This window comes from Frondihabitans sp. OV104, assembly GCF_057787745.1.
Window position 1 is genome coordinate 2,998,758 of record NZ_CM173541.1, and the last position, 20,016, is coordinate 3,018,773.

Annotated in this window: 21 protein-coding genes; 10 read left to right on the forward strand and 11 right to left on the reverse strand. The window is 71.9% G+C overall.

The window, feature by feature from the left end; translation table 11 throughout:
• The first annotated feature begins 17 nt into the window (after positions 1 to 17).
• Complete coding sequence (locus AC3CBB_RS14045) at positions 18 to 596, forward strand: PadR family transcriptional regulator (RefSeq protein ID WP_488625069.1); 579 nt, start codon at positions 18 to 20, stop codon at positions 594 to 596.
• A 58-nt stretch (positions 597 to 654) separates the two neighbouring features.
• The gene (locus AC3CBB_RS14050) at positions 655 to 2,445 is read left to right on the forward strand and encodes an MFS transporter (protein WP_488625070.1); all 1,791 of its coding nucleotides are present in this window, start codon (positions 655 to 657) and stop codon (positions 2,443 to 2,445) included.
• 75 nt (positions 2,446 to 2,520) lie between these two features.
• Here the strand turns inward: AC3CBB_RS14050 and AC3CBB_RS14055 are convergent, their stop codons facing one another.
• The 6 genes from AC3CBB_RS14055 to AC3CBB_RS14080 form a co-directional block, all read right to left on the reverse strand.
• On the reverse strand, positions 2,521 to 3,729 hold the full coding sequence (locus AC3CBB_RS14055) for a C40 family peptidase (protein ID WP_488625071.1): 1,209 nt from the start codon (positions 3,727 to 3,729) through the stop codon (positions 2,521 to 2,523).
• A 68-nt stretch (positions 3,730 to 3,797) separates the two neighbouring features.
• Positions 3,798 to 4,796 carry an alpha/beta hydrolase gene (locus AC3CBB_RS14060; protein WP_488625072.1) on the reverse strand — a complete coding sequence of 333 codons (999 nt, stop codon included), beginning with the start codon at positions 4,794 to 4,796 and terminating at the stop codon, positions 3,798 to 3,800.
• 95 nt (positions 4,797 to 4,891) lie between these two features.
• Entirely contained in the window at positions 4,892 to 5,611 is a 720-nt protein-coding gene (locus AC3CBB_RS14065) for an SDR family oxidoreductase (protein WP_488625073.1), read from the reverse strand.
• Between the two features lie 57 nt (positions 5,612 to 5,668).
• Positions 5,669 to 6,160, reverse strand: a complete 492-nt coding sequence (locus AC3CBB_RS14070; protein ID WP_488625074.1) for a winged helix-turn-helix transcriptional regulator — start codon at positions 6,158 to 6,160, stop codon at positions 5,669 to 5,671.
• 1 nt (position 6,161) lies between these two features.
• The gene (locus AC3CBB_RS14075; protein ID WP_123505829.1) at positions 6,162 to 6,509 is read right to left on the reverse strand and encodes a LysR family transcriptional regulator; all 348 of its coding nucleotides are present in this window, start codon (positions 6,507 to 6,509) and stop codon (positions 6,162 to 6,164) included.
• Between the two features lie 103 nt (positions 6,510 to 6,612).
• Positions 6,613 to 7,470, reverse strand: a complete 858-nt coding sequence (locus AC3CBB_RS14080) for a thioredoxin-like domain-containing protein (RefSeq protein WP_488625075.1) — start codon at positions 7,468 to 7,470, stop codon at positions 6,613 to 6,615.
• 100 nt (positions 7,471 to 7,570) lie between these two features.
• Here AC3CBB_RS14080 and AC3CBB_RS14085 point away from each other — a divergent pair, with 100 nt between their 5' ends.
• The 3 genes from AC3CBB_RS14085 (at position 7,571) to AC3CBB_RS14095 (ending at position 9,482) form a co-directional block, all read left to right on the forward strand.
• The gene (locus tag AC3CBB_RS14085; protein WP_488625076.1) at positions 7,571 to 7,963 is read left to right on the forward strand and encodes a DUF3060 domain-containing protein; all 393 of its coding nucleotides are present in this window, start codon (positions 7,571 to 7,573) and stop codon (positions 7,961 to 7,963) included.
• 107 nt (positions 7,964 to 8,070) lie between these two features.
• Positions 8,071 to 8,964, forward strand: a complete 894-nt coding sequence (gene pucL / locus AC3CBB_RS14090; protein WP_488625077.1) for a factor-independent urate hydroxylase — start codon at positions 8,071 to 8,073, stop codon at positions 8,962 to 8,964.
• Positions 8,961 to 9,482 (forward strand): nucleoside deaminase, encoded by a 522-nt coding sequence (locus AC3CBB_RS14095; RefSeq protein ID WP_370454075.1) that lies wholly within the window; start codon positions 8,961 to 8,963, stop codon positions 9,480 to 9,482. Before pucL ends, AC3CBB_RS14095 begins: the two co-directional genes overlap by 4 nt.
• A gap of 171 nt (positions 9,483 to 9,653) precedes the next feature.
• On the opposite strand, the gene uraH is transcribed toward AC3CBB_RS14095, so the two are convergent.
• Positions 9,654 to 9,980, reverse strand: coding sequence for a hydroxyisourate hydrolase (gene uraH, locus AC3CBB_RS14100; RefSeq protein WP_488625078.1), 327 nt, complete (start codon positions 9,978 to 9,980; stop codon positions 9,654 to 9,656).
• Positions 9,977 to 10,453, reverse strand: coding sequence for a 2-oxo-4-hydroxy-4-carboxy-5-ureidoimidazoline decarboxylase (uraD, locus tag AC3CBB_RS14105; protein ID WP_488625079.1), 477 nt, complete (start codon positions 10,451 to 10,453; stop codon positions 9,977 to 9,979). Before uraD ends, uraH begins: the two co-directional genes overlap by 4 nt.
• Between uraD and AC3CBB_RS14110 the strand changes: the two genes are divergently transcribed.
• The 4 genes from AC3CBB_RS14110 to AC3CBB_RS14125 all read left to right on the forward strand — a co-directional run bounded on the left by AC3CBB_RS14110 (position 10,452) and on the right by AC3CBB_RS14125 (position 15,589).
• Positions 10,452 to 11,045, forward strand: coding sequence for a nucleotidyltransferase family protein (locus AC3CBB_RS14110; protein WP_488625080.1), 594 nt, complete (start codon positions 10,452 to 10,454; stop codon positions 11,043 to 11,045). The two genes, uraD and AC3CBB_RS14110, sit on opposite strands and share 2 nt — an antisense overlap.
• A 90-nt stretch (positions 11,046 to 11,135) precedes the next feature.
• Positions 11,136 to 11,951 (forward strand): FAD binding domain-containing protein, encoded by an 816-nt coding sequence (locus AC3CBB_RS14115; protein WP_123505834.1) that lies wholly within the window; start codon positions 11,136 to 11,138, stop codon positions 11,949 to 11,951.
• Positions 11,948 to 14,650 (forward strand): molybdopterin-dependent oxidoreductase, encoded by a 2,703-nt coding sequence (locus AC3CBB_RS14120; protein ID WP_488625081.1) that lies wholly within the window; start codon positions 11,948 to 11,950, stop codon positions 14,648 to 14,650. The genes AC3CBB_RS14115 and AC3CBB_RS14120 overlap by 4 nt, the downstream gene beginning before the upstream one ends.
• A 180-nt stretch (positions 14,651 to 14,830) precedes the next feature.
• Positions 14,831 to 15,589 carry a methyltransferase domain-containing protein gene (locus AC3CBB_RS14125; protein ID WP_488625082.1) on the forward strand — a complete coding sequence of 253 codons (759 nt, stop codon included), beginning with the start codon at positions 14,831 to 14,833 and terminating at the stop codon, positions 15,587 to 15,589.
• Here AC3CBB_RS14125 and AC3CBB_RS14130 read toward each other — a convergent pair.
• Positions 15,586 to 16,626, reverse strand: a complete 1,041-nt coding sequence (locus AC3CBB_RS14130) for an XdhC family protein (RefSeq protein ID WP_488625083.1) — start codon at positions 16,624 to 16,626, stop codon at positions 15,586 to 15,588. The genes AC3CBB_RS14125 and AC3CBB_RS14130 overlap by 4 nt on opposite strands.
• Positions 16,627 to 16,892: 266 nt before the next feature.
• On the opposite strand from AC3CBB_RS14130, the gene AC3CBB_RS14135 reads away from it, so the two are divergent.
• Positions 16,893 to 18,227, forward strand: coding sequence for an amidohydrolase family protein (locus tag AC3CBB_RS14135; protein ID WP_488625084.1), 1,335 nt, complete (start codon positions 16,893 to 16,895; stop codon positions 18,225 to 18,227).
• 112 nt (positions 18,228 to 18,339) lie between these two features.
• On the opposite strand, the gene AC3CBB_RS14140 is transcribed toward AC3CBB_RS14135, so the two are convergent.
• Both AC3CBB_RS14140 and AC3CBB_RS14145 read right to left on the reverse strand, forming a co-directional pair.
• Positions 18,340 to 19,299, reverse strand: a complete 960-nt coding sequence (locus AC3CBB_RS14140; protein WP_488625085.1) for a PDR/VanB family oxidoreductase — start codon at positions 19,297 to 19,299, stop codon at positions 18,340 to 18,342.
• Positions 19,296 to 19,955 (reverse strand): helix-turn-helix domain-containing protein, encoded by a 660-nt coding sequence (locus AC3CBB_RS14145; protein WP_488625086.1) that lies wholly within the window; start codon positions 19,953 to 19,955, stop codon positions 19,296 to 19,298. Before AC3CBB_RS14145 ends, AC3CBB_RS14140 begins: the two co-directional genes overlap by 4 nt.
• Positions 19,956 to 20,016: the final 61 nt, after the last annotated feature.

Sequence of the window (20,016 nt, forward strand, 5' to 3'; positions counted from 1 at the left end):
TACGCGAGAGTAGTCGCATGTCGTCCATCCGCCTGTTCATCCTCGACGCCTTCGAGCGCTACGGAGAGATGCACGGGCACCAGCTCCGCCTGCAGGCGGAGCAGGAGCGGATCTCGCTGTGGACCGACGTCAGCGTCGGCGCGCTGTACGGCGCCCTCAAGCGGCTGGCGTCCGACGGGCTGCTGACCGAGGTGCGGACGGAGCGCGAGGGCAACTTTCCCGAGCGTCAGGTCTACGCCATCACCGAGGGCGGCCGGGTCGCTCTGACGCAGCTGCGACAGTCGACCCTGCTCGAGGTCGTCCACCGCCCCGACCCGTTCGACCTGGCACTCGCCCGGCTCGACCCCGAGCGCCTCGACGAGCTCCCGCGTACGATCCAGGAACGCGCCGACGCCCTCGAGAAGCTGCTCGCCGACACCGTCGCGAACAACGAGCGAGCCAAGCCCTGGCTCTCGACCGGCGAGGAGTTCGTGATCGCTCACGGTGAGCACCGACTGCGGTCGGAGATCGACTGGCTGCGCTCCCTCCAGCAGCACCTTCCGGCGATCGTCGCCGACGAGAAGTCGCGCGTCGAACCCGACCGGGCCACCCCCTGACTCCTCACCCTCCCCCTGTTCTCCTCTCCCCTGCTGTTCCAGAAAGGCTCCACCGACCATGACCACCGCCCCCGCGGCCGCCACAGCCGGCGCTCCCGCAATCCCCAAGACGGCGTGGCGATCCCTCGTCGTGCTGCTCATGGGCATGTTCATCGCCCTGCTCGACACGACCATCGTCAACGTCGCGCTCCCCACCATCCGCACCTCGCTCGACGCCTCCGAGTCGACGATCTCGTGGATCATCTCGGGCTATGCGCTCGCGTTCGGCCTCGCCCTCATCCCCGCCGGCCGCATCGGCGACCGCATCGGACACAAGTGGGTGTTCTTCACCGGCATCGCGCTGTTCACTGCCGCGTCGTTCGCCTGCGGGATCTCGCAGACCGACGAGCAGCTCGTCATCTTCCGCGTCATCCAGGGTCTGGCCGGCGGCATCTACGTGCCTGCCGTGACCGCGTTCATCCAGCTGCTCTTCCCGCCCCAGGCCCGCGGCAAGGCGTTCGCCATCATGGGCAGCGTCATCGGCGTCTCGTCGGCCCTCGGCCCGATCGTCGGCGGCCTCCTGATCCAGGCGTTCGGCGACACGGACGGCTGGCGGACCGTGTTCTACGTGAACCTCCCCATCGGCGTCGCGACGTTGATCCTCGCTGCGATCTGGCTGCCAAAGCGCGACAGGTCGGCACCGCGTCCGCCAGCCGGGCTCGACTGGATCGGCGTGATCCTGGTCTCGGCCGCACTCGTCGCTCTGCTCGTGCCGCTGATCCAGGGCCAGCAGGCGGGGTGGCCGATCTGGACCTACCTCACCATCGCCGGCGGAGTCGTGCTCCTCGCGCTGTTCGGCCTGTGGGAGGTGCGCGTCTCGCGCAGCGGGCGTTCGCCGCTCGTCCCGCCGTCGCTCTTCCGCCACCCGCAGTTCACCGGCGGCCTGATCCTCGCACTCGTCTACTTCGCCGCGTTCACCAGCATCTTCTTCACGATCTCGCTGCTGTGGCAGACGGGCCTGCAGCACACGGCCCTCGAGTCGGGTGCCGTCACGATCCCGTTCGCCGTCGGCTCGATCCTCGGCTCGTCGCAGAGCAACCGCCTGTCGCAGCGCCTCGGCCGCACTGTCCTGATCATCGGCACGGCGCTCGTCGCGATCGGCCTCATCGTGATCTGGCTGCTGCTCGTCAACGTGTCGGGCCAGGACCTCACGAGCTGGATGCTGCTCGCGCCGCTCTTCGTGGCGGGCCTCGGCAACGGCCTCTTCATCGCCCCGAACGCGCAGTTCATCGTCGCGACCGTCGACCGCAAGGACGCCGGCTCGGGCTCCGCGGTGATCTCGGCCATCCAGCGCATCGGCTCGGCGATCGGCATCGCCGTGATCGGCTCGGTGCTGTTCGGCACCTTCGTCTCACCCACCGCCGGCAAGCCGACCTCGAACACGCCCGCCGCTATCGCAGCAGTGAAGCGAGACGTCCTCGACCAGCTCGCGACCAACTTCACCTCGGCCTCCGCCCACGCCATGCTCGTCAGCGCCATCTTCGCCGTCGCGGCCTTCGTCCTCGTCTTCGCGCTGCCGAAGCGCGTCGGGTTCGGCGGCGGCCACGGGGGCGGGGCGCCTGCCGGGAAGGGTGCCGATGCACCTGCCGGCGGTGCGGACGGCTCACGGCCTGACGACGGGGACGGCGCGTCGGCGAAGGTGGCCGAGCCCGTCGGGGCCGGTGCGCCCCACCACGGGGCGCACGCCGCTGATCCCGCGCATCCTGCCGAGCCCGTGCACACGGGAAACGGCGCTCACGCCGGCACTCCGCACCACGGCGACCACGCGGCCGACGTCGAACCCGACGCCGGATCTCCCGCCGCCCGCTGATCTCCGCATGACGAACCGCCCCCGAGCCCAGGCCCGGGGGCGGTTTCGTCTGCACCCGGGAGAGCCGGTGCGCGGCTAGCCGGCGATGCGCACGAAGTGGTGCGGGGCGTCCCAGATGGGGCGGACGCTGACGTAGCCGCCCGGCTTCGGAGCGTCGAGGATCATGCCGTTGCCGGCGTAGATGCCGTCGTGGTCGTCGCTGTCGAAGACCACGAGGTCTCCCGGAACGGCCTCGCTCTGCGAGATAGTGGTGCCGGCGGCGTCCTGCGAGGGGACGTAGTGCGGCAGCGAGATGCCGAACTGCGCGTAGACGTACATGATCAGGCCCGAGCAGTCGAACGAGCCGGGGGTGTCGCCGCCGTGCACGTACGGCGTGCCGAGGTACTGCAGCGCGACCTGGTAGACCTCGGCGCGGTCGAGCTTGGCGTACTTCGGCTTGGCGAGGTAGTCGGCGGCGGTGGGGCCGGTCCACTCGTAGATGCCGAGCTTCTGGCGGGCCGCGATGGCCGAGACCTCGTAGTCGACGACCGAGGTGGCGCCGTACGAGTCGCGGCCGGAGACGGTGTTCAGGACGCCGGTGGCGACGTCGTACGTCTGGCTGCCGGTGGCGACGACAGTGGTCGTGCCGGTCGGGGAGGCGTAGGCGGCGGTCTGTGCGGACTTCAGGACGGGCAGCACGGAGGTCGCCAGGATGCCGCAGACGACACCGACGATCGCGCCGCGACGGGCGGCCAGGGCGATGCGGGCCCCGCGGCGGCCGGCTGGGGCGGCGATCGCCGGACGCTGAGCCGGACGGGAGACGACGACGCGGGAGCGCCCGGTCGGCTCGACGGCGGAGGGCACGAAAGTCTGGCGGCGGCCCGCGACGACGCTGCTGGGGATGCTGGCGGCGAGCCCCGAGAGGGCAAGCGGGGCGGTGGTGGCCGCAGGTGCGACCGGGGCGACCGCGGTCGGCGCGACGACCGGCGAGACCGGGGCGGGAGCCACGGAGGCTGCAGGTGCCATGATCGGCGACACGGGCGCAGCAGCCACGACCGGCGAGACCGGGGCGGGATCCGAGGCCGAGCCCGACATGAGCTCAGCGGCGGCCGCAGCCTCGCGAGCGGCACGGGCGGCGCGACGCGGGCTGATGACCGGATCGATACCGAACGGGGCCTCGGCAAGGGCGGACACAGACGACGCGACGGCCGCACGACGGCCCGAGCGCCTCGGTTCGGCGGCGATCCGGACTTCGACCGAGGGTCCGGTGGTGCGGGGCTCGGGAGTCGGGTCGATCGTGTGCATCGGAGTCCACCCTAGGGGGAATCCGGCCCGAGGCCAACCTCTGATCCTGGGCGTTCGTTATCTTCCTGTTATCCACCCACAGGATGATCTCGATCATCCGAGAGGGTCTCTCTCAGGAAGGTCACCGACGCCTCGAAGGCATCACGCGACTCCGGCAGGTGCGCGTGGAACTGGTACTCGTGCGGCATCCCGGTGCCCTCCGGCCAGAAGAGAGTCGACACCGGCACGCCCAGCTCGCCGAGGCGCTGCGCGAACGGCCTCGACTGCGAGGCGGTCAGCGGGTCGGCGTCGCCGCCCGACACGAAGGTCGCCGGGTAGCGCTCCGTCACCGCCCGGATGGTCGACATCTCAGGAGCCCCGCGGCGCGACCCCGTGTACGCCCAGAGCGCCTTCGCGAAACCCCACGCGATCACCCCGCGCCGATCGTCGACCGCTCCGACGTCGTAGATCCCGCAGTGGAGGACGAGCGCGCGCAGCTGCCCCGGCCGCAGCGGCGGCGTCACGCCCACCTCGGCGGCGTACTTCGAGTTCGTGACGACCGCCGCGACCTGGCTGGCCAGCTGCGCCCCGGCGGAGTCGCCCGCGAGCACGATGCGCTCGGGGTCGACGCCCAGCTCGGCGGCGTTGGCGACGAGGTGCCGCAGCGCGTCCGAGATCTGCCTGACGGGGGTCGGATACCCGGCCTCCGGCGCGATCGTGTAGTCGACGCTCACGGTCGTGAACCCCTCCGCGGCCAGCGCCTGCACGTAGGGCGTGACATGCGAGCGCGTGCCCGAGACCCAGGCGCCGCCGTGGATCCACACGATCGTGGGCCTGGCGACCACGTCGCCGAGCGGCCGATGCAGGTCGTAGCGCGTCTTCTCACGCGCCGGGCCGTACCGGATCCCGAAGCGGTCGACGACGGGGCCCGCCGTCGAGTACAGCCGCATCTCCCGGGCGCAGGAACCGGCATCCCGGTCGAACAGCCACCGTATCGCCGCCACCGCGGGCCGGGGCGACACCAATTCGACCACGGCCACCGCGGCGCCCGCGGCTGCCGCCGCCACTCCCCACCCGAGCTTGCTCATCGCCCCAGTCTGCCGGTGCGAACCTTTAAGCGGCACCGGCCCCAGGGCTACGGCCTGGGGCGGGCGCCGCTTCACCGGGTCCGCCGCCGAGGCGGTCAGGCGCGGGCGGCGGCCAGCTCCGGGTACAGCGCCTCGAGCGGCGCGGCGAGGCCGGCCTTCACCTGGGCGCTGATCTCGTCGGCCAGGACCTCGTGCTCGCCGGCGACGAGCCCGTCGTAGGCCACGCGGACCACGTCGGACGCCTCGCCCATCTCGGCGTCGATCCCCTCGGTCATCGGGGTCGCCGTGTAGCCGAGGTGCAGGCCGAGCACGTGCGTGCCCTGGCCGGCGAGCTCCAGGCGGAACGAGTTGGTCGCCGACCAGAACGCGGCCTTCGTCGCCGAATAGACGCCGCTGATGCCGATCCAGCTCAGGACGGAGTGGACGTCGATCAAGCCCCCGCCGCCGTGTGCCGCGAGGACCGGCGCGAACGCGCGGACGACCTCGACAGCGCCGAAGAAGTTCGTCTCGAAGAGGGCGCGGACGCTCTCCATCGGGCTGGTGAGCAGGGAGTTCTCGGTGCGACTGGAGATGCCGGCGTTGTTGATGACGATCGTGGTGTCGGAGGCCGCGTGGGCGGCGGCACGGACCGACTCGGGGTCGGTGACGTCCAGGCGGAGCGGCACGATGCGGGCGTCGCCCCAGTCGCGGGGCGTGCGGGCGGTGGCGTAGACCTTGCTGGCACCGCGCTCGAGGGCCTGCGCGACGAACTGCTCGCCGAGGCCTCCGTTCGCACCGGTGACCAGGACGACTGCATTGGTGAATTCGACGGACATGAGAACTCCTTGCGTGGGGTGGGCTGACTTGCTTAGTGCAACCCAGCCGGGCAGGAGCTATTCCGGATTCGTGCGGGCGCCGTGGCCGGGGTAGGCATCGGTCGTCTCGAACGTCACGTCGTCGATGCCCAGAGCCACGCCGTCGGCCGTGACGAACGCGACCGACGCCGGTGCTCCGCCGTCGACGGTGCGGCGGACGACGGTCGGGCCGGCGGCGCGGGGCTCGTACTCGTCGCCCCACTGCTGCAGGGCGGCGAGGACCAGCGTGAGGTCGGCTCCCGCGCGCGTCGGGTGGTAGCTCGGGCGGGTGCGAGTTCCTGCGTCTCGATACGCCCTTCGCTCGAGGACCCCGCCGTCGACGAGCCGCTCGAGCCGGTCGGTCAGGACGTTGCTGGCGATGCCGAGCGCCGCCTGGATCTCGGCGAACCGCGAGCGCCGGTACATCAGGACCTCGCGGAGGATCAGGAAGCTCCAGCGGTCGGCGATCAGGACGAGGGCGCGCTCGATCGAGCAGTACGGAGTGACCGGGGTCAACTCGGGGCGCGCCACGTCAGCGCCCCTGCCGCTTCTTGAACGGCTTGGGCTCGCCCTTCAGCACCTTGCCGCGGCCGACGCCCTTCGATGCCTTGGCCTTGCCGCCGGCGGGCTTCGGCTCGGGCGGGGGTGGCGTCGAGGGCTTGGCGAGCTCCTCGTAGGCATCCGCGAGCGCCTGCTGGCCGGCGCGGGTCAAGCGCGGCACGGCCTCGCTGCGGTCGAACAGCGCCTTGCCGTACTCGGCCTCGATGGCGGCCAGCGACGAGTTGAGCTTCTGGCGCGAGATGTCCAGGATCTGGGCCGCGCGCGGGAAATGGAGCTCTTCCGCCGCGACGACGAAATGGCGGAGCTGCGCGATCTTCACGGCGTCAGCCTAGGCGCACCCGTCGGGTGTCGGAGCCTGGCGGGGACTGGCTCTCGTCGACGACGACCCCCCGCTCGACCTCCCCGGGCTCGTGCTGGGGCGGCTACTCGCTCGCCGATCCGGCCGGGTTCGCCTTGCGGCTGCCGTCCGAGGCAGGCACGCCGCCGGTCTGCACGGGCACGCCGTCGACCTGAGCGCCGTACTCGGGCGTGTAGGTCTTGCTGTCGCGGAACGTGTCGACGAACGTCTGCAGCCGCGAGTCGTCGGCGCTGTCGACCCGCAGCTGGTGACCCCACGCGCTGATCACGATCTTCGACGGGAGGTCGTCCGACGCCCACGGGCTGAGGTCGACGTAGCGGTTGGCCTGGCCGGTGACGTTCTGCTCGGTCTCGTCGATCATCGTCTGCCTGCCGACGAACGCGGTGAGCTGCTTCACCTGGTCCGCGGGGAGGTCGGGGTCGTACGTGATCCAGACGGCGCCGTGCTCGAGGTTGTGCACGGCGCGCTCGGTCGGCACGGGCTTCGTGTACACGCCGGCGTTCATCCAGATGGCGTCGTGCGGCCCGCCGACGGGCGGCGTCACGCTGTACGTCACGGGTCCGGTGACGTGGTCGTGCTCGAGAGCGCCGGTGTGGTCCTTGCCGTCACCGGGCCAGCCGGTGGTGTCCCAGGCGAGTACTCCGTCGATGCCGGAGTCGTCGGCCACCGGAGTCGCCTTCGCCGCGGCGACCTTGGTCGTGCCCGGTACCGCCGCCGGGATGACCTGAGTCGACGCCGCCCCGGTGTCAGCCGCCTTGTTGCCGTCGATCGTGCTCACGAAGATCAGCACGATGACGATCGCCGTCGCGACCGCCCCGGCGATGATGAAGATCAGGCGCCGACGCTGCTGCGCCTCCTCCTGCTTGCGGAGGGCTTCCGCCTTCGCCCGACGCTCCGCCGACTTCTCTGCTTTCGTGGCCACCCGCCGACGCTAGCAGGCGACGTTCTGACGCAACCCGTTAGGGTTTTCGGGGCCTTCGGCACCCCGCAGGCGCACGCACCACCAGAAAGCACCTCGAACCATGCGCTCCACCAGGATCACCCTCGCCCTCGCCGCCGCAGCCCTCGCGCTCGCGGGCTGCGCCTCGTCCACCCCGGATTCGGGCGCAGGAACTCCGACCGCCGCCGCCACGGCCCCCGCCTGCGTCGACGGTGTCATGACCATCCCCGCCTCGGCGCCCAAAGCCGTCAACGCCACCTCCGACTGCGCGTCGGTCGTCGTCTCCGGCTCGCACAAGATCGTCAGCCTCCGCACCGTCACGTCGGTCGAGGTCAGCGGCTCCGACAACACGGTGACCGTCGACTCCGCCGCGTCGATCACGACCTCGGGCGACGGCAACACCGTCTACTTCGGCGCCACCCAGAAGCCCAAGACCAGCGACACCGGCTCGAAGAACACCATCGGCGAGCGCTGAGCCGGTGATCTCCTCGCCGCGGCCGGCGCCTCCGGGTGCCGACCGCGGCACGCGCCCGGAACCGTCACGAAACACTCCGGTCACAAAGTGTTGACAGACTCACCATCATGGCCATCATCCTCGGAGACAACCAGTACGGAAAAGCGGAGTCCCGCGTCGTCCGCATCGTCCGCGACAGCCCGCGCCACGAGATCCGCGACCTGAACGTGTCGACCGCCCTGCGCGGTCCGTTCGCCCCCGCGTACCTCGAGGGCGACCAGGCGAACGTGCTCCCCACCGACACCCAAAAGAACACGGCGTACGCCTTCGCGAAGACCAAGGGCGTCGACACGATCGAGCAGTACGGGCTCGAGCTCGCGCGCCACTTCGTGCACGACATCGACCCCGTCGAGGGCGCCCGGATCGAGATCGAGGAATACGAGTGGGAGCGCGCCGTCGTCAACGGCACCGAGCACGACCACACCTGGCTCCGCAGAGGGCAGGAGGTGCGCACCGCCGCGATCACGGTCGATGCGACCGGCGAGTACGTGATCGGCGGCCTGAAGGACCTCGTGCTGCTCAAGTCGACCGGATCGGAGTTCCACGGCTTCCTCAAAGACGAGTTCACGACTCTGCCCGAGGTCACCGACCGGATCATGGCGACTGCACTCGAGGCCCGGTGGCGCTTCTCGTCGGTCGACGTCGACTGGAACGCCGTCTACCCGGCGATCAAGGCTCTGATGGTGAAGGAGTTCGCGACTCTGCACTCCCTGGCGCTCCAGCAGACGCTCTTCCACATGGGCACCGCCGTCATGGAGGCGTTCCCGTTCATCGCCGAGGTGCGTCTGAAGGCCCCGAACAAGCACCATTTCGACTACGACATCGGCCGCTTCGGTGTCGAGAACAAGGGCGAGGTCTTCTGGGCGGCCGACCGCGCCTACGGGCTGATCGAGGCGACGCTGATCCGCGACGACGCCCCTCCGGCGAACGACGCGTGGCGCTCCGCGGCGGGTCTGGCATGAGCGGCTCGGACGGAACGGACACCGGCATGACGACCGCCGTCGAGCCCGACGCGGTCGACGCCGGCTATCTGGCGCAGGCCATCGAGCTCGCGAAGCAGAACGTCGCCGACGGCGGCGGCCCCTTCGGAGCCGTCATCGTGCGCGACGGAGCCGTCCTCGCCACCGGGCAGAACCGGGTGACGCGCGACCTCGACCCGACGGCGCACGCCGAGGTCAGCGCGATCCGGGCCGCGTGCCAGGTCGTGGGCGACTTCTCGCTCGCCGGAGCCACCCTCTACACGTCGTGCGAGCCGTGCCCGCTGTGCCTCTCGGCGTCGCTCTGGGCCCGTCTCGACCGGGTCGTCTTCGCGGCCGACCGGTACGACGCCGCCCGCGGAGGGTTCGACGACCTCGCGTTCTACGAGCTGTTCGCGACGCCTCGCTCCGAGTGGAGCATGGCCATCGACACGGCCCGGCCCGAGAACGCCGCGGCGCCGTTCGACGCGTGGCTCGAGGCCGACGCCCGCACCGACTACTGACCTGCCTCATAAATTCAAGGAGATTTCCGGCTGGGGCGCGCGCCGATCGGCATGGCTCGGCTCGCCGCCAGCACAATCTCCTTGAATTTCCGGGCCGGGGTGGCTGCCGCGCCGGGCCTGGAGTCAGCTGCCGCGCGGCACTTATGATCAGCTGCCGCGCGGCACCTATGATCAGCTGCCGCGATAGGTGCTGTAGGCGAAGGGACTCAGCAGCACCGGCACGTGATAGTGCGACGACTCGTCCGCGAGGTCGAAGTCGATGGTGATGCTCGGGTAGAAGGTCGGCGTGCTCGAAGCGGCGAAGTACGCCCCGGTAGCGAATACGAGCCGGTACGCGCCGGCCGCGAGGCGCTCGGGGCCGAGCTCGGGAACGCGGCCGTCGGCATTCGTGATGCCGGTGGCGATCGGTGAGCCGTCGAGTTCCTGCAGCTGGATCTCGATCCCGGCGGCGGGCCGGCCGAGCGACGAGTCGAGCACGTGCGTGGTGACGTGGCTCATGCGGCACCCCCGAACAGCGTCTCGAGACGCAGCAGGGCGATGTCGCGCAGCTGCTCGCCGACGATCTCGAGCTCGGCGTCGTCGTCGAGCACGATGCGGCGGCGGAGCTCCGACAGCACCTCGGCGCGCGAGCGCCCGGCGGCGCGGATGAGGAAGACACGCCCGAAGCGCTCCTCGTACGCGGCGTTGCCTTCGGCGAGCGCCTCGGCGATGGTCTCGTCGGAGGCGTCGGGCGCCTGCTGCTCCGACCGGCTGAAGTTCGCCGACGCCGACGTGCCGGTCGGCTTCTCGCCGATGCGCGGGTGCGACGCCATCGCCTCGTCGATCTCGGCCGGGCTGAGCGGCGTGGCGGCATCGTGGGCCGCCTGGCGGAGGGCCGGCCAGTCGGCGTAGGGCGATCCGGCACCGACCTCGCGGGCGAATCGGGACACGTGGAGGGCCGCGCTGAGGTCGGCCTCGGAGACGTCGATCATGGTGTGGTCAACTGTAGCCATGCCCGAGCTGCCCGCCCCGTCGCTGCACGGGATCGTGCTCGCCGCCGGGGCCGGAAGCCGCATGGGCATGCCGAAGGCGCTCGTGCGCGAGGATGACGGGACGCCGTGGCTCCACCTCGCCTGCGGTCTGCTGCGCGATGCGGGCTGCGACCCCGTCACGGTCGTTCTGGGGGCGCGCGCCGACGAGGCGACCGCGCTGCTGCCTCCCGGCGCCCGGCACGTGGTCGCCGCCGACTGGGAGTCCGGGCTCGGTGCGAGCCTGCGGGCGGGGCTGGCCGCCGCGGGCGACGCCGACGCCGTGCTCGTCACGCTCGTCGACCTCCCCGACCTGCCCGTCTCGGTCGCGCGACGCGTCGTCGAGGCCGGCACTGCGGCAGCGGCCCTCCGCCAGGCGGTGTTCGACGGCCGCCCGGGCCACCCCGTGCTCATCGGCCGGGATCACGTGCCGCAACTAGCCGCCGCCCTGGTCGGCGACCGCGGAGCCCGCCCCTACCTCACGGCGCACGGCGTCGTCGAGGTGGAGTGCGGCGACCTCTCCACCGGCGCCGACGTGGATGCCCGGCCGTCCTGAGGCCGCAACCGCAACCGGCGATCGGCGATCGGCGACCCGCCGGGCCCGGAAACACCCCCGAAACAGCGATGATGTTGACTCGGTGAACACATGGACCTCGTCGGCGTAACTCAGATCACGGTGCCCCGCACCCGCGGCGATGTCGTGCTCTCGGCCGGCGTCCGGCCGCTGGGCGGCGGCTCGTGGCTGTTCTCCGAGCAGCAGCCGGAGGTGACCGGCCTCGTCGACCTCATGGCGCTGGGGTGGGAGCCCGTCGTCGAGACCCCCGACACCCTGACCATCGCCGCCACCTGCCTGATCCGGGAGCTCACCGAGATCCCGCTGCGACCCGAGTGGCCGGCGCAGGAACTCGTCCGACTCTGCGCGGACTCCCTCCTGATGAGCTTCAAGATCTGGAACATGGCCACCGTGGGCGGCAACGTGTGCACAGCCCTCCCCGCGGGCGCGATGACGTCCCTGCTGGCGGGGCTCGACGCGGTCGCCGTCATCTGGGACGCCGAGGGAGGCGAGCGCCGGGCGGCGGTGGCCGAGTTCGTGACCGGGGTGCGGACCACGGCGATGGGGCCGGAGGAGTTCCTGCGCTCGATCGAGATCCCGGTGAAGTCGCTCGAGGCGAGGGTCGCCTTCCGGCGCATCGCCCTCTCGAACCTGGGGCGGTCGGGCACGCTGGTGATCGGACGCCAGGACGCCGACGGCGCAGTGGTCGTCACAGTGACCGCGTCGACGCCGGCTCCCGTGCAGCTGCGGTTCGACGGCGTGCCGACCGCCGCCGAACTGGCGCATGCCCTGGACGGCATAGACGTCTGGTACGACGACCCGCACGGCGCTCCGGACTGGCGGGAGGCCGTGTCGCGGCTGTACGCCGAGCAGATCCGGGTGGAGCTTTCGGCTGGAGGTGCCGCATGAGGTTCGAGGTCAACGGCGAGGAGCTTGAGACGACGGCCGAGCCGGGGCAGGTTCTCAGGACGCTCCTGCGGGAGCACGAGCACTACGAGGTCAAGAAGGGCTGCGACGCCGGCGACTGCGGCGCGTGCAGCGTCCTGGTCGACGAGCAGCCCGTCCACTCGTGCATCTACCCCGCGCATCGGCTCGAGGGCAAAAGCGTAACCACCGTGGCCGGTCTCGGAACCCCCGAGGCGCCGCACCCGCTGCAGCAGGCGTTCGTCGATGGCGCGGGACTGCAGTGCGGCTTCTGCACCGCCGGGATGGTCGTGACGGCCTCGACCTTCACGGAGGACGACCTCGACGACCTCCCGCGCAAGCTCAAGGGCAACATCTGCCGCTGCACCGGCTACCGCGCGATCCGCGACGCGATCCAGGGCGTGACGAACGTCGAGACGGCCGCCGCCGGCGACGCAGCCGGCCGCTCGGTGAAGGCGCCCGCCGGGATGCGCGTCGTGACCGGACGCGAGCAGTACACGCTCGACTTCACGACGCCGACGAAGCTGCTGCACCTCGCCGTCCTGAAGAGTCCGCACGCGTCGGCGCGCATCCGCTCTCTCGACACGTCGCGGGCCGAGGCGATGGAGGGGGTGCACGTCGTCTTCACGCACCGCGACTCGCCCGCGACGCTGTTCTCGACCGGCCGCCACGAAGACCGCAACGACGACCCCGACGACACGCTCGTCATGGACCCGGTGATCCGGTTCCGCGGGCAGCGCGTCGCCGCCGTCGTCGCCGACACCGTGCGCATCGCCGAGCTCGCCCTCCGCGAGATCGACGTCGAGTACGAGGTGCTCGACGCCGTGTTCGATCCGCACGAGGCCCGGCTCCCCGGCGCGCACCTGGTGCACGGCGAGAAGGGCCCCGAATCGCGCATTTCGGAGCCCGGACGCAACGTCGTCGCCCAGCTTCACGGCTGGCACGGCGACGTCGACACGGCTCTGGCCGAGGCGCACGCCGTCGTCGAGGGAACCTGGCAGACCCAGCGCGTCTCGCACGCGGCTCTCGAGACGCACGCCACGCGCGGCTGGATCGACGACGACGGCCGACTCGTGCTCCGCACCAGCACCCAGGTGCCCTTCCTGATCCGCGACGAGATCGCGCACATCTTCGGCCTGCCGCAGGATCGCGTGCGCGTGTTCGCCGCCCGGGTCGGCGGAGGCTTCGGAGGCAAGCAGGAACTCCTGACGGAAGACCTCGTGACGATGGCGGTCCTGCGCACCGGGCGCACCGTCCAGTACGAGTACACCCGCGACGACGAGTTCACCATCGCGACCGTCCGGCACCCGATGACCGTCAAGGTCACGGCCGCCGCCGACAGCGACGGCCTCCTGACGGCCCTCGCGGTCGACCAGCTCATGGACACCGGCGCCTACGGCAACCACGGGATCGGCGTGATGTTCCACAGCGTCGGCGAGTCGATGGCGGTCTACCGTGCACCGAACAAGCGCGTCGACGCCGAGTCGGTCTACACGAACAACCCGCCGTCGGGCGCGTTCCGCGGCTACGGACTCGGCCAGGTGATCTTCGCGGTCGAATCGGCCATGGACGAGCTCGCCCGCAAGCTCGACATCGACCCGTTCGAGTTCCGGCGCCGCAACGTCATCGTGTCGGGCGGGCACCTCACGGTGGTCGACCCGCTCGACGCCGAAGACCTGCTGTTCGGCAGCTACGGCCTCGACCAGTGCATCGACCTCGTCGAGAACGCCCTGAACTCGCCGCCCCCCGCCGACTCGGGCTCGCTCACCGGCGAGACCCCCGTGCCCGTGGGCGACGAATGGGCCTTCGGCACCGGCGTCTCGGTCGCGATGATCGCCACTGCTCCCCCTCGCGGGCACTTCGCCGACACGACGGTCGAGCTGAACGCCGACGGCACGTACTCGATCGGCGTCGGAACAGCCGAGTTCGGCAACGGAACCACGACCGTCCACACGCAGCTCACCGCGACGGTCCTCGAGACGACGCCCGACCGCATCGTGGTCAGGCAGTCCGACACCGACGTCGCCCGCTACGACACCGGCGCCTACGGGTCGGCCGGCGTCGTCGTCGCGGGCAAGGCCCTGCACACCGCCGCGACGAAGCTCAAGGCGGCGATCCTCGAGCGCGTGCCCGGCACCCTCACCGCCGACGGCGTGCTGGTCGGCGATCGGCTCGTCACCCCGGCGGAGCTCCTCGCCGGCGGGCCGCTGGTCGCCGATGGCAGCCACAACGGCACGCCCCGGTCGGTCGCGTTCAATGTGCACGCGTTCAGGGTCGCCGTCGACACCACGACCGGCGAGGTGCGGATCCTGCGCTCGATTCAGGCCGCTGATGCCGGCACCGTCCTGAACCCGGAGCAGCTGAGGGGCCAGATCGAGGGCGGCACGGCGCAGGCCATCGGGACCGCGCTCTACGAGGAGGTGCTGCTCGACGGTGCCGGCACCGTGACCACGCCGGCGTTCCGCAGCTACCGCGTGCCCCGGTTCGCCGACATCCCCGTCACCGAGGTGCACTTCGCGTCGACCCACGACGACACCGGCGTGCTGGGCGCCAAGAGCATGAGCGAGGCGCCGTACAACCCCGTCGCGCCCGCGCTCGCCAACGCGATCCGCGATGCGATCGGCGTGCGGCCCTTCGAGCTGCCGATGTCACGCGACCGCGTGTGGCGGCTGCTGCACGGCTAGGCCGCCGGCCGGCGTCGCGGGGCGTCGCCACCGCCGGCCGTCGCCGAGAGGTCGCTCGTTGTACGCCTCAACGTTTTTCGCGACAATCAGCGACCCCTCGGCGGCCTTGGGGGCGGGGGCGACGGGGCGGGGCGGGGCGGCCGACGACGGGACGAGGCTCTGACACGGCAGACTGGCCCCATGCGCGAATTCGACGACCTCATCACCGAGGCAGCCGCGGTGTCGGTCGACGGGTGGGACTTCTCGTGGCTCGACGGCCGAGCTACCGAGGAGCGCCCGAGCTGGCACTTCTTCGAGGCCCTCGGCTACCGGATGGCGGGCGCGACCGCGTCCCTCGACATCGACACCGGCGGCGGGGAGGTCCTGGCCGGCCTGCCGACGATCCCGCCGCTCGCCGCCGCGACCGAGTCGTGGCCGCCGAACCTCGCCAAGGCGACAGCGCTCCTGCGTCCGCGCGGCGTCGTGGTCGTCGCCGGTCCTGAGCAGCCGCCGCTCCCCTTCGCCGACGCGACCTTCGACCTGATCACCGCGCGCCACCCCGTCGAGCCCTGGTGGAGCGAGATCGCCCGCCTGCTCTCGCCCGGGGGCGCCTACTTCGCGCAGCACGTCGGCCCGCACTCGGTGTTCGAGCTCGTCGAGTTCTTCCTCGGGCCGCAGTCCGAGTCCGTCCGCCGCGGCCGGCACCCCGACGACGACACGGTCGCCGCCCAGGCCGCCGGGCTCGAGATCGCCGACCTGCGCTACGAGCAGACCCGGATCGAGTTCTTCGACATCGGCGCGGTGGTCTACTTCCTGCGCAAGGTGATCTGGATGGTCCCCGGCTTCACGGTCGAGGCCCACCTGCCGAAGCTCCGCGAGCTCGACGCCCTGATCCGGGCAGACGGCCCGTTCGTCGCCTACTCGACCCGCTACCTGGTCGACGCCCGCAAGCCGCTCTAGCGGATCGCCCGCACTCCGCGACGTTGGTGGATCGACCCCGTCGTCGTCGCGAGCGCGGCCGCCGAGGCGTTGTTGCGCGCCGCGATGACCTCCGCCAGGATCGAGATCGCCGTCTCCTCCGGCGTCGACGCGCCGAGGTCCAGGCCGATCGGAGACCTCAGCCGGGCGATCTCGGGCGCAGGAACTCCGCGCTCCCTCAGCGATGCCACGCGTCGATCGTGCGTGCGCCGCGACCCCATCGCACCCACGTAGAAGGCCGGCGACTCGAGCGCCAGCTGGATGGCCAGGGCGTCGAACCGCGCGTCGTGCGACAGGACGCAGACGACCGACCGCTCGTCGAGGTCCAGCGTCGGCAGCACCCGCTGCGGCCAGCCGACGATCACCTCGGCGCCGGGGAAGCGCTCCTGCGTCGTGAACAGCTCGCGCGGGTCCGTGACCACGACCCGGTAGCCGAGCACGCGGGCCGCGGCGGCGAGCGCCGTCGAGAACTCCATGGCGCCGATGATGACGAAGACGGGCGGGGCCGTCGCGACCTCGAAGAACAGCTCGACCTGCGCCCCGTCGCAGTCGAGGGTGGTGAGGGCGGACTCCCCGATCGCCACACGAGCGCTGAGCTCGGCGGCGATGCGCTCGCTCCACCCGCCGGGGACGACGCCGCTGACCACCGTGACGGCGCCGGCTGCTCGGCCGGCCGCGGCAGACCCGAGTTCCTGCATCAGGGGGTGCGCGGAGTCGACCCGCTCGATGCGGATGCGGAGCTGGCCGCCGCAGGTGAGTCCGACCGAGAACGCGGTCTCGTCGTCGACGCCGTACTCGACGGTGCGCGGTCGCCCGTCGGCGAGGACCTCCTCGGCCTCGGCGACCACGGCGGCCTCGACGCAGCCTCCGGCGATGGAGCCGATGACGACCTCGCCGTCGTAGGCCATCGAGGTGCCGACCGTGCGCGGGGCGCTGCCCTCGATCGACACGGCCGTCGCGACCGCGAGCGTGCGGCCCGCGGCGAGCGCGGAGAGCAGGCGGTCGGCGATCTCGAACATCTCCCCAGGGTCGCACGGCGCCGTTTCGGCGGTGTTACGTGTCGCGCCCCCTTCTCGAATTTCAAGGAGATCCGGCGGCCGGGCGACGGCGCCATGCGGATCGGGGGTCGTTGGGGCGAAAATCTCCTTGAATTTTGAGGATGGCGCGGCGGGGAGGGGGGGCGGACGGCCGCGGGCGGGCGGAGGGCGGACGGCGGGCGAGCGGACGGCAGGCGGTCCGGCGGCGACGACACATCGCCGACACATGGCGGTGCCACGATGGCGGCATGGCCCAGACGCAGACCCCGACTCCTGCCCCGACCCTGCGAATCAGCGGGGCCGTGCGCACCGTCGTCGACGAGGACATCGAGCGCGACGGCGACCTGCTCGCTCGGGACGGCCTCATCGTGGACACGCTCGGCGACGACGCCGTCGAGACCCTCGACGCGACCGACGCCGTGGTCACGCCGGGCCTGATCAACGCGCACCACCACCTGCTCCAGAGCGCCTTCAGGACGCTGCCGGGCACGCGCGGGGTCCCGATGGCGACATGGCTTCCGACGATGGCCGCCGCCTACTCCGACGCGGGCATAGACGCCTCGCTGCTTGCCGCGTCGGCCGCCGCCGGGGTGGCCGAGGGGCTCCTGAACGGCGTGACCACCGTCGCCGACCACCACCTGAACTGGCCGCTCGAGGCCTCCGTCGACGACCGGACCGCCGTGGCCCGGGCGACCGCCGACGCCGCGGCGCGACTCGGCGGGCGCCTCGTCTTCGTGCGGGGCTCGGCGCGCGACGCCGCCTCGGACGCCGCGGAGTCGGCCGAGGCGATCGTGCGCGCGCTCGTTCCCGGCGCGGTCGGCGGCGTGCGGGCCGACGGGATGCTCCAGGTCGCGGTCGGACCGGCCGGCGTGCACAGCGACTCCCGCGAGACCTTCGAGGCGCTCGGCGAGATCGCTGCTCGGCACGGCCTGCGCCGGCGCACCCAGGCCAACGAGCAGGTCGACACGGCGATCGCGCTCGAGCGCTACGGGAGGCGGCCGATCGATCTGCTCGACGAGTGGGGCTGGCTCGGCCCCGACGTCACCGTGGCGCACCTCTGCGACGTGACGCCCGACGAGATCGCTCGACTCGCCGCAGCCGGCGTGACCGCGACTCACGCGCCGGGCTGCGATCTGCCGATGGGCTGGGGCATCTCACCCGTGGCTGCTCTGCGCGAGGCGGGCGTGCCGGTCGGGCTCGGCACCTCGGGCGGCGGCTCGAACGACGCCGGGCACCTGCTCGCCGACGCGCGCCTCGCGATGCAGGTGGCGCCGCTGGTCGGCCCGCCGCTCTCGGCGCGGGCGGTGCTCGGCATGGCCACCGCCGGCGGAGCACGCGGTCTCGGGCGCCCCGAGCTCGGCCACCTGCGACCGGGAGCCGCCGCCGACCTGTGCGTGTGGGACGTCGGCGGGGTGGCCGATGCCGGAGTCGCCGACCCCGTCGCGGGGCTGCTGTGGGCATCGCCGGGGAGGCGTCCGCGGCACGTCGTGGTCGCCGGCCGGGTGGTCGTGCGCGACTACGCCCTGGTGAACGCCGACGAGCGGGAGCTGGTGGCGGCGCTGCGGGCGCGCGTCGGGCGCTGAGTGCCGCGGTGAGCGGCGAGTTCCTGCGCCCGTGGACACCGCGAAGCGGCACCCGCACACCGCCGCGGCCCGAGACTCGCGCCGCATCGCCGGGTCGACCGCGCCGGACGGACTAGAGCTCGAGCACCAGCCGCGGGCACGCCGCCCGCGACACGCACACGTACATGACCTCGTTCGCCGTCTGCTCGTCGGGCGTGAGGATCGAGTCGCGGTGGTCGACCTCGCCTTCGAGCACGACGGTCTCGCAGGTGCCGCAGGTGCCCTCGCGGCAGCTCGACAGCACGAGGGCGCCGGCCTCCTCGGCGACGTCGAGAACCGACCGGTCGGGCGGCACGGTGACGGTGACGCCGGTGAGCGCCAGCTCGACCTCGAAGGCCTCCTGCAGCACCGGCTCGCCGACCTCGCGCGGCGCGAACCGCTCGACGACGAGCTGGCGCCCCGCGGCGGCCTTCTCGATCGCCTCGATGAGCCGGGTGGGTCCGCAGCAGAACGTGGTCGTGAACGGCTTCATGCCGGTGAAGAGCGCGTCGAGGTCGAGCCGCCGGCCCTCGTCGGCGGCGTACACGTGCGTCTCGGCGTCGGGCAGCTCGTCGAGGAGGGCCATCGTCGAGCGCGAGCGTCCGGCGTAGTGCACCTCGTACGACACCCCGGCACGCTCGGCCGCGGCGGCCATCGACGAGATCGGCGTGATGCCGATGCCGCCGGCGACGAGCACGTACGACGTGCCGTGCACGGGCTGGAACTCGAAGTGGTTGCGCGGCCCGGCGACGGTCAGCCGGTCGCCGGCCTGGACGCCGGAGTGCAGCCACTCGCTGCCGCCGCGGCCGTCGGGCTCGCGGAGCACGCCGATGCGCCAGCTCTCGCTGCGGCCCGGCTGCGGCGGCCCCGAGAGGGAGTACTGGCGCACGTCGCCGTCGGGCAGGACGACGTCGATGTGCGAGCCGGCGTTCCAGCCGGGAAGCGAGAGGCCCGCCACTGGTGCGAGCTCGAACAGGTCGATGCCGTCGGCTCCGCGGGTGCGGGAGGCGACGACGACCTCGAACTGGGTCTCGTGGAGATCGGGATGGTTCACAGCGACTGCGGCTTCTCTTTGACGACGATGATCCGGTAGCCGCTCTCGTCGGCGGCCTTCCAGCGGTGCGGGGTGCCGCCGACGAAGTACAGCGAGTCGCCGGGCGTCAGGGTGCGGGGCGCGTCGTCGCCGAGGTCGACGATGACGGTGCCGTCGAGCACGTGCACGAACTCGTCTTCGGCGTGCGCGAAGTAGTCGCCCGGGTCGACGTTCGTGCCGACGAGCTCCATCGGCGAGAAGCCGCGGTGGCCGTGCGTGAGCATGCGGCCGTCCGACTCGCCGTAGCGGCCGTGCGACCCCTCGCCGGCGCGGACCAGGACGATCCCGGGCTGGTCGACCGGCGCGTCGTCGTCGGCGGCGAGCAGCTCGACCTGCGACGAGCCGAGGGCCCGCGCGATGCGCTCGAGCGACACCATGCTGGGCCGGGCCAGGCCGCGTTCGAGCTGCGACAGAAAGGGGTGCGACAGCTCGGCGGCGGCCGCGAGCTGCACGAGGGTCAGCTTGCGGTCGCGACGGAGTCCTCGGATCCGGCGCCCGACGAGCAGCGCCTGCCGGTCGACGGAAGGGGCTGCGGTATCGGCGACAGTGTCGCTGTCGGTCGTGGTGACGGGGTCCTCCAAGGTCGAGGGGCAGTAGCGCCGTGACGTGTGTACCACGGCGTACCGGCGGCCGCAGCCGCAATTAACACGTCGAAACGACCGTGTTACCTCGTGGAAA

Bases quoted from the DNA above. Each gene is read 5' to 3' on its own strand.
- AC3CBB_RS14125 (WP_488625082.1), top strand. From the start codon at position 14,831: ATGCGCGAATTCGACGACCTCATCACCGAGGCAGCCGCGGTGTCGGTC.
- AC3CBB_RS14065 (WP_488625073.1), bottom strand. From the start codon at position 5,611: ATGTCCGTCGAATTCACCAATGCAGTCGTCCTGGTCACCGGTGCGAAC.
- AC3CBB_RS14110 (WP_488625080.1), top strand. From the start codon at position 10,452: ATGGTGTGGTCAACTGTAGCCATGCCCGAGCTGCCCGCCCCGTCGCTG.
- uraD (WP_488625079.1), bottom strand. From the start codon at position 10,453: ATGATCGACGTCTCCGAGGCCGACCTCAGCGCGGCCCTCCACGTGTCC.
- AC3CBB_RS14055 (WP_488625071.1), bottom strand. From the start codon at position 3,729: ATGCACACGATCGACCCGACTCCCGAGCCCCGCACCACCGGACCCTCG.
- pucL (WP_488625077.1), top strand. From the start codon at position 8,071: ATGGCCATCATCCTCGGAGACAACCAGTACGGAAAAGCGGAGTCCCGC.
- AC3CBB_RS14115 (WP_123505834.1), top strand. From the start codon at position 11,136: ATGGACCTCGTCGGCGTAACTCAGATCACGGTGCCCCGCACCCGCGGC.
- AC3CBB_RS14120 (WP_488625081.1), top strand. From the start codon at position 11,948: ATGAGGTTCGAGGTCAACGGCGAGGAGCTTGAGACGACGGCCGAGCCG.
- AC3CBB_RS14095 (WP_370454075.1), top strand. From the start codon at position 8,961: ATGAGCGGCTCGGACGGAACGGACACCGGCATGACGACCGCCGTCGAG.
- AC3CBB_RS14045 (WP_488625069.1), top strand. From the start codon at position 18: ATGTCGTCCATCCGCCTGTTCATCCTCGACGCCTTCGAGCGCTACGGA.
- AC3CBB_RS14050 (WP_488625070.1), top strand. From the start codon at position 655: ATGACCACCGCCCCCGCGGCCGCCACAGCCGGCGCTCCCGCAATCCCC.
- AC3CBB_RS14130 (WP_488625083.1), bottom strand. From the start codon at position 16,626: ATGTTCGAGATCGCCGACCGCCTGCTCTCCGCGCTCGCCGCGGGCCGC.
- AC3CBB_RS14060 (WP_488625072.1), bottom strand. From the start codon at position 4,796: ATGAGCAAGCTCGGGTGGGGAGTGGCGGCGGCAGCCGCGGGCGCCGCG.
- uraH (WP_488625078.1), bottom strand. From the start codon at position 9,980: ATGAGCCACGTCACCACGCACGTGCTCGACTCGTCGCTCGGCCGGCCC.
- AC3CBB_RS14135 (WP_488625084.1), top strand. From the start codon at position 16,893: ATGGCCCAGACGCAGACCCCGACTCCTGCCCCGACCCTGCGAATCAGC.
- AC3CBB_RS14085 (WP_488625076.1), top strand. From the start codon at position 7,571: ATGCGCTCCACCAGGATCACCCTCGCCCTCGCCGCCGCAGCCCTCGCG.